The sequence below is a fragment of the Bacteroidia bacterium genome (assembly GCA_019695265.1).
Lineage (GTDB): Bacteria > Bacteroidota > Bacteroidia > JAIBAJ01 > JAIBAJ01 > JAIBAJ01.
The window spans coordinates 1-15,633 of the sequence record JAIBAJ010000087.1 but is presented as its reverse complement, the minus strand read 5'-3'; the positions used below and the strand labels follow the sequence as shown (position 1 = coordinate 15,633).

General features: G+C 42.0%; 7 protein-coding genes. All 7 read right to left on the bottom strand.

The genetic code is table 11. The features are described from left to right. Positions 1–311 (bottom strand): hypothetical protein (locus K1X82_11775; GenBank protein MBX7182781.1); only part of this gene is annotated, 311 nt, incomplete at its 3' end. 15 nt (positions 312–326) lie between these two features. Continuing rightward, positions 327–3,536, bottom strand: a complete 3,210-nt coding sequence (locus tag K1X82_11770) for a T9SS type A sorting domain-containing protein (protein MBX7182780.1) — start codon at positions 3,534–3,536, stop codon at positions 327–329. A gap of 1,449 nt (positions 3,537–4,985) precedes the next feature. Beyond that, positions 4,986–8,591 (bottom strand): DNA polymerase III subunit alpha, encoded by a 3,606-nt coding sequence (gene dnaE, locus K1X82_11765; protein ID MBX7182779.1) that lies wholly within the window; start codon positions 8,589–8,591, stop codon positions 4,986–4,988. A gap of 1,311 nt (positions 8,592–9,902) precedes the next feature. Further along, complete coding sequence (locus tag K1X82_11760; protein ID MBX7182778.1) at positions 9,903–10,691, bottom strand: class I SAM-dependent methyltransferase; 789 nt, start codon at positions 10,689–10,691, stop codon at positions 9,903–9,905. Next, positions 10,692–12,146, bottom strand: coding sequence for a DNA recombination protein RmuC (gene rmuC, locus K1X82_11755; protein ID MBX7182777.1), 1,455 nt, complete (start codon positions 12,144–12,146; stop codon positions 10,692–10,694). It lies immediately after the preceding gene. Between the two features lie 374 nt (positions 12,147–12,520). Continuing rightward, positions 12,521–13,390: a YicC family protein gene (locus K1X82_11750; GenBank protein ID MBX7182776.1), complete on the bottom strand. Its 870-nt coding sequence runs from the start codon at positions 13,388–13,390 to the stop codon at positions 12,521–12,523. 23 nt (positions 13,391–13,413) lie between these two features. Then, the gene (gene lepA / locus K1X82_11745; protein ID MBX7182775.1) at positions 13,414–15,201 is read right to left on the bottom strand and encodes a translation elongation factor 4; all 1,788 of its coding nucleotides are present in this window, start codon (positions 15,199–15,201) and stop codon (positions 13,414–13,416) included. Between the last annotated feature and the right edge of the window lie 432 nt (positions 15,202–15,633).

Here is a 15,633-nt window from a genome sequence, read left to right as displayed (position 1 = left end):
TTAAGGCTTCTAAGACAACTTCGGTCTTGAAGCTGTTTGTGAATTTTCTTCGTTCGCGTTTCATTTTGGAAAATTAGGAATTTGTTGTCTTGTTTCAACTTGTCCAGTTTTTCCCGACCACTACAAACAAAGAAGGATGAGGTGCCGTCTCCAAAATTCCAAAAGTAATGTGCGTTTGAAATGCTTGATTGGTTGTAAAACGAAACTTCCTCAAAGTTAGTTGTATAGGTAAATAAACTTTCACAGTTTTGTCCCAAAGCAATTGTTAGAACTTGAAAGAAGATAATTATTGAACTTGAGAATTTATACATTTGACTAACAATTACTTATTGTATAACTATTTTTTTTACTACAACATTGTTTTCTGATTTGAAACTTGCAATGTAAGTTCCTTTTGCAAGGATTGAAACATCTATATTGAAGTATTCATTTTTTTGCAGATCTGAATATGATTTTGTTAATACCGTTTTTCCCATCATATCAGTGATAATTATGATTAGATTTTTGCACGTGTAGTTTAGTGGGTTAAAAGTAACACTTCCTGATGTTGGGTTAGGGAAAAGCAAAAGACTATTCTCATTAACATTTATTTTTGACAATTCTTCAACTCCAACAATTTCTGTGAGGTCAAAGGCAGCTAAAAAACCATCAACAGCACCCGATAAAGAATTAGCATAGTATGAATTGTTGTTATAATTCTTATATGGGAAATCTAATGAACTTGTAGTAGCACCAACAAGAAATAATTTTTCGTTTTTTTCATAAATACCATATCCTATATCATTACCGGAGGTGTTACCAACACCTCCGCCACCGATGCAAGTTGTCCAAATTCTATTAGTTTGAATATTGAAGGTTAGTATGAAAGCATCTGAACGAGAGCCAGATGTATTAGTATTTAAAGCTGCACTGTATGAATTTGCGGGATTGTTGGTCATTAGAGGGAATTCCGTGCTATTAGTGCTACCCGTTACAAATACTCTTGACCAATAATCGGTTGCAATATTGTAACCAGCATCATTTATTGTGCCGCCATAAAATGTTGAAGAAATTAGGTTTCCAGTAATCCCAAATTGGGTAAAAAATGCATCTCCAGGATAATTTGTAGTACCGGAGTTACCTTGAAAATAGTCTAATGACGGGTTGGCTGTTGGAAATGAGTTTCCGCTAAGTGTTTGGCCTGTAATATATATATGACCATAAGCATCAACAACTATTCCGTACGCATTATCAAGATAATCGCCCCCAAAATAAGATGCCCAATACACATTGTTAGTAGCGTCAAATTTGATTACAAACCCGTCTCTATCTCCGTTGCTACCCGATTGGGTATATGCGCCAGAAGGAGTTGTAACTGGTATTCCTGCCCCACCAGTTACACCGCAAATGTGTAATTTATTTTCATCGCCTAATGCCAAACTTTGCACTACCGTATTATTTGTTCCAGTTGCACAAGACCAAAGTAGTTCTAAAGAAGCTGAGAATTTTACGATTAAGCCTCCTCCTGATGTTCCATTATATGCTCCATCTAAAGAAATCAAGTCTGCGCCACTTGACCTATGGCCTACGGCGTAAATTTCATTATTTGAATTTGTTATAATATCTGTAAAGTAATCAGGGGAGATTTCGGCTTCTGAGCCAAAATATGTTAGCCATTCCAAAGAGCCATCAGGTAAGATTTTTAAAATGAATGCGTCTTTGTCGCAATTTGGTGAGCAACCGTCTGCCGAACCATCAAAATATGCATCTTCAATTTGCAATACAGGTAAATCAATACTGTATGTTTCTCCAACAACATATATGATTCCATTATTATCAATTGCAACACCATTGCCCATATCATTTGCCGCACCTCCGTCATCTGTCATGGAGCCACCACAAAACACTGCCCAAAAGGGCGAATAATCATTTTTTAAGTTAACTACAATTGCATCATTTCCTGTAGTTCCGAAGTTTTGGCCTGTGCTAATTGGGAATGTTAATCCATCTGTATAACCTGTCATTAATATATTTGTTTCATTTGCTGTTACATCGTTAAATTCGGTAAGGCTGCCACTTCCGATGGTAGTGCAGTGTTCTAAATTTCCATATTCGGTGACGGATTGAGTTAATTTTCCAAAATCCAGTTGAACAATAGTCCCAAAGTTGATACTCTGTTCTTCCACATCAAATTTTAGGCGTTGGTCGTCATATACTATATTTAATGTATCGAGTAGAACACCATTTGTTTGATATGCTAAAACCCTGTAATTGAATACTCCTTTAAATGTGTGTATTGCCACCCAATTGCTATCTGAAACAATAACGGTATCTTCTCCCGAAACCTCTAGTTCAAAATAAGGATTAACGCCAGCGTCAAAAGTCGCTTGCATTCTCATCCCTCGATTATTTCCTGTGTAATAGACATCAAGACCATTGTAAACTGATTTTTCTACAATCGCGGTATTGGCGTGTACGCCTTTAATACCAGCTGGACAATGGGCAAAGTAGTAGTTATGAAAAAATTCAGTACTGTCAAGAGCATACATTTTTGTAACTCCACTTTTTGGTGCTACGAAGTTAAAATCTACTCGTTGAAGCGTGTCGAGCGTTATTGCCGATGTGTCAATTGCAGAAAGCACTACAGAAAAGCCTTTACTTCTGATAAAAGCGGGCAAACCTTTGTTGTTGGCATAATAAAGTACTTCCTTAACAATGCTATCCGTTGGTATAGAATCAGCATACGTTAATTGTCCACGGTTTTGGAAGTACGAGTATGTACCACCTATTTCGGTGGTGTCCAAAAGTGGCGGTTGAGTATATTCCACTTCATCAAATTTGATTGAGGTGTACACATCGCCTGTATCGGTAGTGAGGACGGCGGTTGTGAATATTTCGCCTGTTGTGGGGTTTGCTTTTAGGTTGGTAAGGCGTTTGGTATTTGCAAGGGTTGGTGTGCTTTTGATATAATCGAGGCTTAGACCTTGGTTTTGCCTTGCTATCATTATGTCGTTTTTTCCCTGTTCGTTTTCAATGGTGCCGCCGATGTGTAGTTTTTGGCCTTGGTTGTTCCAAACTAGTTTTTGAATTTCGAGGTTTTTTGATGGGTCAGGATGAGGGATGTCAATAGTGTCAATGGGGGTACCTGTACTGTCGGTGGGGGATGTAAACACATAAATTTTTCCATCATATTTGCCTCCGCCTTTGCCTATGTTTGCTCCTACGAATATGCGTTGTTGGTCGTCTACCGTTACAGATGTGGCTTGGTCGTTTAGGGTGTCGCCGAAAGTGGCGAACCAGGGTTCGATACCATTGTCGAATACGAAATCGTGAGCAAGACGTTGGATGAATCCGTCTGTTTGGCCATCGTTGTCGAGCGTTCCAACTAAAATGTAGCTACCGTTTGTGTAGTGTGCGAAGCCGCCGATTTGAGTAATATCGTAGTCTACAAAGAAGCGTTGGCTATCTAACACTGTGCCGTCAATGGTGTCAATGGCGAGGTAGAATACATCGGTGGTATCAATATTTCTGTCGCTCAAACCTGCGGTTACTACCATTCCGTTGTTTTCTTCGAGTAAAACGGAGGCAATGTTGCGAAGTCCGTTTCCGTACTCGGTTGCCCATTCGAGTGTTCCTGTGGTGTCGAGTTTTATGATAGCGAAGTTTTGGCTGTTTGGGTTGCTGCCGTTTTGTACGCCGCCCGAAATGTAGACTGACGTTGATTTAATTATGAGGTCTGTAGGAATGTCGATGCCTGGGTTTTCGTAACTGTATACCCATAAAAGGGTTCCAGTTGGCGAGTATTTTAGTAGGGTAATGTCGAGTAGGTTTGTGATGTTATTGGCAACTGAACCAACTACATATACATACCCTGCTGAGGTAACTCGTACTATTACTCCTGCATCATGTGTGCCGAGTGATCCGGCATAGGTGCGTACCCACGATTGGTTTGGGTTGCCATTTTCGTATTTTTCAATAAAGAGATTACTTTGGTTTCCTGATGCAATTATATTGCCCGTTGTGTAGGTGAAATTACCTGAATAGGTGCTGCTACTGTGGTCTATTATGCCTTGGTTTTGGGTGGCATTGTGTTGATATTGTTTGGAAAGAAGGTATTGAGTTTGAGAATTACCAATGGAGTATGAAAGTTGCGATTGCCGCTTTTATGTATTTACTTGAATATAAAATTTGCATTTTGTTTAAATTTAATGATAAACTTTGAAATGGTAAGGCGTAATACTGAGGAGTGTTCTGAGTGCAGCGGTGGTTTGGGTGAGGCAGTTTTAAACAGTCTTTTTATGTTTAGGTTTGAAAATGCTGCTGCCTCGTGAAAAGTACGTTTCTGTTTCTGTATTGTGTTTTCTTGTTATTCATTTGCAGTACATATAGGGTTTGAAAGGCTGGTTCATTTTGGCAGCTTTGCAACCCTTGGTTGCAAAGCTGCCAAAATGAACTAACTATTAATAAGCAAATATATAAAATTATTGATAAATCTAAATTTAATAAAAAGCGCTTCTTTATCTTCTTTACATGGAATATTTAGTTTAAATATTATAAATGAAGGTACACTATTTGTGTGTTTTTCGTGTTTTAATGAAGATAGTTGTCTGTAGATTTTTTGCAAATAGAGCGGCAATTGCTGCGCTTCATAACGAGCTATGCGGTTAAATTAATAATTTGTATACTTTCTTCCCCCTCTTTTATTTCAACTCAATCCCCTCACCCAAGGTAATTGCTCCTTTAAGAAATTGTAATTATAAAGTCTACTTTAAGCTTTCCCGCTGGAATTGAATAGTCCAATTAGTTAATGTTTACCTCCCCCTTTCCTCTCCACCCCACCCCTGGTTGAGGTTCCTCGGGTAGGGATAGCAGTGGAAAGCCCACAGCTGCCTACGGCGATAGCCCAGGCTGCGAGGACTTGGAACGAATAGCCCGGACCTGAGCCGCAGAAAAGAACGTTTGAAATACCCAAACTTTTGCGAAGGTACCCGCCTAATGAAAAAAAACTAATTCAATTCCCAGGTGGCACTCGGTATTTCGGAAAACGCCTTGATTAATTGATTGTTTAAGTCAACTTTGAATTTTCGCGAAAACGTATCTAACCGAGTATTGCTTTCCCGCTCTACAAAATGGATGCGTAATTGATTGTTTCCTTTGTGCAGTAAAACGTTTTCAACGATGGTATTTAAAACGGATTCGTCTAACATTTCGATAGGCAAGGTTAAGGTTAAAACCTTGGATTGCGTTTCTTTGAGCTTCTCTAATAAGGCAATGGTTTGAATTTTTAATTCCACATTTTCACCGGATGGGTCGTTGCCCCAACTTTTGCCTTTTACCTGGCATTTGACCGCCACAAACAAATTGTCGAGTAAATAGTTCCTGAACTTGAGGTAATCTTCACTCCATAAGGTAAACTCCACCGAACCTTCGTAATCTTCTAATTTAAACTTTCCAAAAGGTTTACCGGTTTTGGTGGTGCGATGTTCTACCGATGTGATAATGCCGCCTATCATTAAATCCTTGCCTTTGTAAGGTTTTAAATCGTTGGCCAATTCACTTAGTTTGATATTGGGCGTGCAAAAATACTGCAACTCAATTTTATAATCGTCCAACGGATGTCCACTCAGGTAAATGCCAATCATCTCTTTCTCCCGTCTCAATTCCTCTAACCTGCCCCAAGACTCGCTTTTGGGGGGAGAGGGCTTGTTGATCTCTACCGCTTCGGACTCGCCAAACAGGGAATTGCTGGATTGACTGCTAGACTCGTTTAGACTGTTACCATACCGAATCAATTTTTCGATGAAATTGGTTTGTCCGCCGTCTTCGGAAGCAAAATACACATGGCGTTCCATGCCGAATGAATCCAAAGCGCCGGCCTGTGCCAAAGCCTCCAGGTTTTTCTTGTTGACCGTGCGTAAATTTACCCGTTCCACAAAGTCGAATACGGTTGCAAAAGGGCCATTTTTTCGCTCTTTAATCATATCTTCCATGGCTGCCTCCCCAACACCTTTTACAGCACTCAATGAAAAACGAATCTCGCCCTTTTTGTTAACCGAAAAAATGACATTGCTTTCGTTTACATCCGGACCTTTTACCGGAATGCCCATTTTTTTGCATTCTTCCATGAAAAAAGTGATTTTTTCGAGGTTGGCCGAGTTGTTGGATAAAACGGAAGCCATGTATTCGGCCGGATAATGGGCTTTTAAATAAGCTGTTTGATAGGCTACAAAGGCATAACAAGTGGAGTGCGATTTATTGAAGGCATATTGGGCAAAGGCCTCCCAGTCGGACCAAACTTTTTCGCAAACGGTTAAGTCATGACCATTGGTTTTGGCTCCCTCCATAAACTTGATTTTCATTTTGTCGAGGGTTTCTTTTTGCTTTTTACCCATTGCTTTTCGCAACACATCGGCATCACCCTTACTGAAGTTGGCCAGTTTTTGGGATAATAACATCACCTGCTCCTGGTAAACCGTAATACCATATGTTTCTTGCAAATGTTCTTCCATGTCGGGCAAATCGTAAACGATGGGTTCTTTTCCATGTTTACGTCTAATGAACATAGGAATGTAAGCCAAAGGTCCCGGACGATACAGGGCATTCATGGCAATCAGGTCTTCGAACTTATCGGGTTTTAAGTCTTTGAGATACTTCTGCATTCCGTCACTTTCAAACTGGAAGGTTCCATTGGTATCGCCACGTTGGTAAAGTTCAAAAGTTTTTTTGTCGTCGAGCGGAATATAGTCAATATCAATTTTAACCCCGTGGTTTTCCTCGATCATTTTTAAGGCATCCTTAATGATGGTGAGGGTTTTTAACCCCAGGAAGTCCATTTTAATTACCCCTGCATCCTCAATCACATTGCCCTCAAATTGGGTAACCAGCATTCCGGTATCTTTAGCCGTTGCTACCGGAATAATATTGGTTAAATCTTCCGGGGCAATAATTAATCCGGCGGCATGCACACCGGTATTTCGCACGGAACCTTCCAGTATCAAAGCTTCCTTGATTACTTCGGCCTGTAAATCGTTGGCCTGGGCTAATTCCCGAATTTTTTTTACCCCTTCTAAATCATCAGCACCCAGTTGTTCTTTTTCCTCTAAACTACCTTCGCCTGTTAAAGGGGCATTCATAACGCGTGCTAAAGAAATTCCCGGTTTTTCAGGCACCATTTTGGCCAGAGCATTGGAATCGGCCAGTGGTAAGTCTAGTACCCTAGCCACATCTTTTATACTGCTTCGGGCAGCCATGGTGCCATAAGTCACAATTTGAGCCACCTGGTTTCGTCCGTATTTTTCAATCACATAGTCTATTACCTTTTGCCTCCCTTCGTCGTCGAAGTCGGTATCGATATCGGGCATTGACTTACGATCAGGATTTAAAAACCGCTCAAACAGGAGGTTGTACTTGATAGGGTCAATGTTGGTAATGCCAATACAATAGGCCACTGCCGATCCGGCTGCCGAACCCCTTCCCGGACCAATCAATACCCCTAAATCCCTTCCGGCCTTGATGAAGTCGGATACGATCAGGAAGTAACCGGCAAAGCCCATAATTTTTATGGTATTCAATTCAAAATCCAGACGTTCTGTTACTGATTCTGTCAGTAAATCACCATAGCGTTGCTTAGCACCTTCGTAGGTAATAAAGTGCAGGTATTCGTCCTGGCTGGTAAAACCTTTCGGAATTTCATAAAAGGGCAACAGAATATCCTTTTTTAGTTTCAAATGTTCCACCCGGTCCACAATGAGGTTGGTATTATCGATGGCCTCCGGAATGTCGGAAAACAGCTTTTCCATTTCCTGGGTGGTTTTGAAATAGAATTGATCATTGAAAAAGGCAAAGCGCTTTCCTTTTACCGATACATCGTCGTCTGAAAATTCCTTAAGCTTGGGTGTGGCTTGTTTTTCACCGGTGTTTAAGCAAAGCAAAATATCGTGAGCATTCCAATCTTGTTGGTCAACGTAATGGGAATCGTTGGAAGCAATAATGGGAACATTATATTTTTTAGCAAATCTCACCAGAACTTCATTCACCTTGTCTTGCTCAGCCATGCCATGCCGCTGAATTTCTACAAAATAATCTTCACCGAATTGTTCCAGCCACCATTTAAAAACCTTTTCTCCTTCCTCTTCGCCTTTTTTCAAAATGGTTTGAGGCACTTCTGCACCAATGCAGCAGGTGGTGGCAATCAACCCGTCTTTGTATTGTAAAATAAGTTCTTTGTCGATGCGTGGATATTTACTGTACAAACCTTCAATATAGCCCAGGGAGCAAAGCTTTACCAGGTTACGGTAACCAATGTCGTTTTTAGCTAATAAAAGTTGGTGATTACGGCGGTCTTTTTGGTCTTTGGAGAATTGCTTGCGACCCCGATCTTCCACTACATAAAATTCGCAACCAACAATGGGTTTTATGGCCGGTGATCCATCAGCATTTTTATGTTTTCCGGCTTCGGCAACAAATTGAAATACACCGAACATATTTCCATGGTCGGTAATGGCCATGCCTCGCATCCCATCCTTTACCGCTTTTTTATACAATTTGGAAATATCAGCGGCTCCATCGAGCAAGCTGAATTGGGTATGGCAATGCAAATGGTTAAAAGTCATGGTGTTTCCGTAAAAAAAGTGAAACCTGTCAGACCGGGAAGTGGTCCGATGGTTGAAAATCAAAAGTAAGGACAATTATCCGGAAAGGGATGGATGTTGAAAAATTTGGGAAATGGATTAGGCCTTAAGTAAATCGGAACTTCTGCCGCGGATGAACCACCACCGCGGATTTTCGCGGAATTCGCGGTAAAAAAACTACCGCAGATTTCGCGGTAAAAACTCCCACAGATTTCGCGGATGAACCACCACCGCGGATTTTCGCGGATTTCGCGGTAAAAATACTCCCGCAGATTTCGTGGATGAATCACCACCGCGGATTTTCGCAGATTTCGCGGTAAAAAAACTCCCGCAGATTTCGCGGTTTAAACCCCACCGCGGATTTTCGCGGATTTCACGGTAAAAAGCTCCCACAGATTTCGCGGATGAAACCCTACCGCGGATTTTCGCGGTAAAAACCACCACAGATTTCACGGATGAAACCCTACCGCGGATTTTCGCGGAATTCGCGGCAAAAAACTACCGCAGATTTCGCGGATGAACCACCACCGCGGATTTTCGCGGTAAAAATACTCCCGCAGATTTCGCGGATGAACCCAACCGCGGATTTTCGCGGAATTCGCGGTAAAAACTACCACAGATTTCGCGGATGAACCCAACCGCGGATTTTCGCGGAATTCGCGGTAAAAACTCCCACAGATTTCGCGGATGAACCACCACCGCGGATTTTCGCGGATTTCGCGGTAAAAAACTCCCGCAGATTTCGCGGATGAAGCACCACCGCGGATTTTCGCGGATTTCGCGGTAAAAAACTACCGCAGATTTCGCGGATGAAACCCTACCGCGGATTTTCGCGGAATTCGCGGTAAAAAAACTACCACAGATTTCGCGGATGAAACCCTACCGCGGATTTTCGCGGAATTCGCGGTAAAAAAACTACCGCAGATTTCGTGGATGAAATACTACCGCGGATTTTCGCAGAATTCGCGGTAAAATACTCCCACAGATTTCGCGGATGAACCACCACCGCGGATTTTCGCGGATTTCGCGGTAAAAATACTCCCACAGATTTCGCGGATGAACCACCACCGCGGATTTTCGCGGAATTCGCGGTAAAAAACTCCCGCAGATTTCGCGGATGAAACCCTACCGCGGATTTTCGCGGATTTCGCGGTAAAAAACTACCTTGGATTTTTCATCCTACTAGTGATTAAATTGGGTTGATCAAAATAATTGGTTACAATAGGGCATAAGGTTAATGTTGCATAACCATATTTCTTTCAAACTCTTTTTCAAGAGCTCAGGAATTTTCCCTTAATACCTCACCACCAAATCTTCCTTTTCTTTTCCCTTTCTGAAAAAAACCAAGCCGATAAAAAACAAATCAATGGTCATACTTACCTTGGGGTGTTTCTTAATTTCTTCCCAGGCTTTTTCCATTTCTTCGCTCCAGTGTACATCATCAAAAATGAATAAGCTGTCTTCGTTAGCCAAGGGCAGAAATTGGTTAAAATAGTCCATGGTGGGCTGGTAGCGGTGGTTTCCATCAAAGAACGCTAAATCAACCGTTTCTAGTTCCCGGCTTAATGGGGGTAAGGTATCTTTGAAATCGCCAACTCTAAGCTCAATGTTTTTTAATCCCAGCTTTTTGAAATTTTCACCGGCTATCCGGGCTGTTTCCGGACAACCTTCCAAACTGATAATTTTGGATTGGCTGTTGGCCGATGCCAGGTAAGCGGTGGTCATTCCAAGTGAGGTGCCCAGTTCTACCACCGTTTTGGGTTGAAGGTAATTGGCAAGTCGGAAAATAACCTGTCCATATTTTGCCGGTTTGGCTGCCCGTTTGGCAATTTGGGAAATGGCTTTTTCTTTGGTGTTGCCAAAGTTTGAGCCAGCACCAAGGTCTAAAACCTGGATATGGCGTTTGTCTTCCAACAGCGATTGCCTGATCTTTTCAATGGGAGTATAGCAATAAAAAGGGGCTTTGTTGTAAAGAACATCTTCGGTAAGTTTGTAGGCAAAAGGGGAATGTAAACCATGTAGGTTCACACTGCGCAGATAATACCCGGCAAATTTTAGGGCGAGTTGAAACGGATTATACACTTATTCTTCTCCTCCTTCAATTAATTCGTCCAGCCCAATGGCTTCGGGCGGTAGTTTTTTGCTTGCTTTTACTCCTAGTTCCTTCAGACTTTGGGCCCTGCTGGATAAACCACCCCGGCCTTGCAACTTTACCATAGCTTCATCATACGACTTGGTAGTTAAATCGAGGTTGCGTTTAATTTTTTGCATGTCTTCGTAAAAGGCAGCAAACTTGTCGTACAACGCACCGCCTTGCCTGGCAATTTCCATGGCGTTTTGGTTTTGATGTTCGTGTTTCCAAATGGAAGCAATGGTTTTTAGGGTAGCCATTAAGGTGGTTGGAGTTACCAGAACAATACGTTTTTCCCAGGCAAATCCAAACAGATTGGGTTCCAGTTGCATGGCTGCACTGAAACTGCCTTCAATAGGAATAAACATAAGCACAAAATCCAGGGAGTTTAAACCGCCCAGGTTGTGGTAATGTTTATCGTGTAAGCCATTGATATGGGTTTTCAGCGATTTTACCAATTCGTTTTGAGCAAGCAGTTTTCTTTCTTCGGTTTCGGCATTGGTTAAATCGTTCCAGGCCAATAGACTTACTTTGCTGTCGATGACCAAGTGGCGGTTTTCGGGCAAATTGATAATTACATCGGGCTGAAACCTTCTTCCTTCTTCATTTTCCAGTCTCATTCCTTCTGCCTGTACCGTGTATTCAATTCCGGTTCTTAGTCCACTTTGTTCCAGAAGTTTTTCCAAAATTAACTCACCCCAGTTTCCCTGCAACTTATTCTGTCCTTTCATGGCATTGGTTAATTCCGTTGCCTCCTTGCTGATTTGTTGGTTTAGTTCGGCCAGGGTTTTTATTTCTTTTTCCAGGGCAAAGCGTTGTTTGCTTTCTTTTTCATAGGTGTCTTCTACTTTTTTCTCAAATTCCTTGAGCCTGTCTTTGAGGGGCAATAACAAATCCCCAACGGCTTTTTCGTTCACTTTGGTAAACTCTTCCGAGTTTTGTTTGAGTAGTTTGTTGGCTATATTTTCGAATTCGGTTTGGAAGCGTTTTTGCAAATTTTCCAATTCCTGTTTTTGTTCGCTCATTCGGGTTTCCTGCTCCCTGAATTTGGCTACTGATTCAGTTAAGCGACGATCTAAATTATCTTTTTCCGTGCGAAGTTGCACCAGTTCAGCCTTGCGTTCTTCCAACTCCTTTTCCTGTATTTCAGCTTTTTCAACAAAACGGCTTAATCCTTCTTTTTCGGTTCTCAACAAGCTGGTTTCAGATTTTTTTGCTTCCAATTCCTTTTCCAGATAGGAAGCCTTTTCCTGGTGTTTGGCTAATTCCAAACCCTGCACATTAATTTGCTGTTTAAATTGCTCCAGTTGGGCATTCATGGTGGCATTGGGTTGATTCCTAAAGAATAAAAAGGACATCAATCCACCCAAAGCCAGGCCTATTCCTAAAAATAAAATTTCCATCATTTTGAACCACGAAGATAAAGTTGAATTCCTAAGCTTAGGTTGTTTTTTGATTTTCAAAAATGATTATCCCGCGCCAACCCTGCTTCATTCGATTCGAAATGCGGAATCATACCATCCGAATTCCGGCGGTTTGGGTAATTTTTAGCCAAAATCATTGAACTTGTGCCGATTTTATGTTCAGGCTTCGGCTGTTTGGGTTTGCACCCTCGGGCAACGATAGAGGTAAGTAGCCCACAGGAGCACGCGGCGCTAGCCAAGTGCTACGAGGACTACAACCGATAGCGTGACCCGAACGCCTGGTGCAACAACTCAGCAGATGGCACATGGCCAGGCAGGCGGAGGGGGCCCGCCAAAATCAAATAAGCTTTAAACCCTTACAAAACGTTATTTAATTGCTCCTTTATTTTTTCCAGATCGTCCTTCATCAAAACCACTATTTGCTGAATGGCGGCATCATTGGCTTTGGATCCTATAGTGTTAATTTCGCGACCCATTTCCTGAGCAATAAATCCCAATTTCCGGCCCTGAGCAGCCTTTTCCAGAAGGGTGTCGCGGAAGTAATTGCAGTGGCTTTCGAGTCTGACTTTTTCTTCGTTGATATCAAATTTTTCAACGTAATACACCATTTCCTGCTCCAGGCGGTTTTGGTCAAATTGTTGGTCATTTCCCAGCTCCTTGAGACGGTTGAGCAAGCGTTCCCTGGTTTTTTCGGTTCTGCCTTTGTCTAATCCTGCCACTTCCTGAAGGTTGGCTCGAATGCCATTTAAACGATGAAGTAAATCGGTTTCCAGGGAGCGACCTTCTTTTTCTCTAAACTCATTAAATGAATCAACGGCTTTGCTTAAACCGCTTTGAATAAGGGCCCAAACATCGTCCGATAGTTCTTCCTTTTCCGGACGAATCACATCGGGCATGGAAGCCGTTACACGAAACAAACCTTCTGTGTCTGTATTTAATTCATTGGCAATGGATTGCAGTTCGGTATAGTAAAATTTGAAAAGTTCTCGGTTAATCGATACCGGCTTATCCATTCCACTTTCCAACAATACGCTGCACTCGGTTTTGCCACGTTCAATTTCTTTGGAAAGTATGCTTCTAATTTCACTTTCCTTTTCTTTAAGAAAACTGGGTAAACGCAAGCTCAAATCAAGCTGTTTGCTGTTAAGCGATTTAATTTCTATCGACAATTTTTTATCGGCCAAGGCCACTTGTGCCTTACCAAAACCGGTCATGGAGAGAATCATATCGGGTAGCTGGTTTTTAAGGATTAATCCAGTTTAAGCACGGCCATAAAGGCTTGTTGGGGTATTTCTACACTTCCAACCTGCCTCATTCGCTTTTTACCTTCTTTTTGTTTCTCCAACAGTTTACGTTTCCTGGAAATATCACCACCATAACATTTTGCTGTAACGTCTTTTCGTAGTGCCTTGATGGTTTCGCGGGCAATAATTTTTGCTCCAATAGCGGCCTGAATAGGAATTTCGAATTGGTGACGTGGTATAAGTTCTTTTAGCTTCTCACATATTTTTTTGCCAAAGTCATACGCATTGTCGCGGTGAATAAGGCTGGATAAAGCATCCACCGGTTCGGCATTCAGCATGATATCCATTTTTACCAGATGACTGGGGCGATAATCTAGCGGATGGTAATCGAACGAGGCATATCCTTTGGAAATAGTCTTAAGGCGGTCGTAAAAATCGAATACTATTTCACCCAAAGGCATATCGAAACTAAGTTCAACCCGGTCGGTGGTTAGATAAACCTGGTTTTTCAAAATCCCTCTCTTCTCTATGCAAAGGGTCATTATGGCTCCCACAAATTCCGACTTGGTAATTACCTGGGCCTTAATATATGGCTCTTCTATGCGATCTAACTTACTCGGGTCGGGCATTTCGGAAGGGTTGTTCAGAACCATTTTTTCTCCCTTGGTGGTGTAGGCATAATACGAAACGTTCGGAACAGTGGTAATTACTGTCATTCCAAATTCTCGTTCCAGGCGTTCCTGAATAATTTCCATGTGCAACATTCCCAAAAACCCGCAGCGGAAACCAAATCCTAAGGCAGCCGACGATTCAGGTTCGTAGGTGAGGGAGGCATCGTTTAGTTGAAGTTTGTCCATGCTAGCCCTCAGTTCTTCATAATCTTCGGTATCAACCGGATATATTCCGGCAAAAACCATGGGTTTCACTTCCTCAAATCCTTGTATAGCTTGGTCGCAAGGCCTATCAACATGTGTTATGGTATCCCCAACTTTTACCTCTTTAGCTTCTTTTATTCCCGAAATTATATAGCCTACATCGCCTGTCCGAATCACATCTTTGGGTTCGCCTTTTAGTTTCAAAATCCCAACCTCATCCGCAAAGTACTCCATTTCGGTAGCAACAAATTTCACTCGTTCGTTTTTGCGAATTTCTCCATTAACAACTTTAAAATAGGCAATAATTCCTCTAAAAGAGTTGAAAACACTATCGAAAATCAAAGCTTGAAGGGGTGCTTTGGGGTCACCCACCGGAGGCGGAATTCGACGAACAATTTCATGCAGGATTTCATGAACCCCTTGTCCTGTTTTTCCACTGGCAGCCATAATTTCTTCCCGTTTGCATCCCAAAAGGTCAACAATTTGGTCTTTTACCTCTTCCGGATTGGCACTTGGTAAGTCAATTTTGTTCAGAATAGGAATAATTTCCAAATCGTTTTCCAAAGCCAAATACAGGTTTGAAATGGTTTGGGCCTGTATACCCTGCGCGGCATCCACAATTAAAAGGGCTCCTTCGCAGGCAGCTATCGATCGGCTAACTTCGTACGAGAAATCAACGTGGCCCGGAGTATCAATCAGGTTGAGGACATATTTTTGACCCTCAAACTCATAATCCATTTGTATGGCATGGCTTTTAATGGTTATTCCGCGTTCCCTTTCCAAGTCCATGTCGTCCAGCACCTGGGCTTGCAATTCGCGTTTCGAAACGGTATTGGTGTATTCCAATAGGCGATCTGCCAGGGTACTTTTACCGTGGTCAATATGTGCGATGATGCAAAAATTCCGTATATGTTTCATTCAGGCCGCAAAAGTAGCCAATTTATAACTACTTATTTCAACCCGTTTTCTATTTAGCACCATCTTCCAAATTTTGCTCATTTTCTTTCTTTGGAAGTAGGCTACAGGAGTTGATTTTATCTTGACTCCAGGATTTTCCGGCAGGTATTTTTCCGGTTCTGGTGAGTGTTTTTGGCGGGCCCCCTTCACGCCCAACCAAGGGTTTGCAACTGTACAGCGGTCATGCATGGGCGTTCGGGTCACGCTATCGCCTGTAGTCCTCGTCACCCTAGGCTAGCGCCGTCGGGTTCCTGTGGGCTACTTGGCTCTATCGTCAGTTTGTCTAAAAACCACCTTTAGACGCCATTTTTCGTTTAATATCCTTCAAAATGGTTCGATTTAAGAGCATCTAATTTGAAAAATATAACATTCGACTTTTTGTGTTCTGGCAAA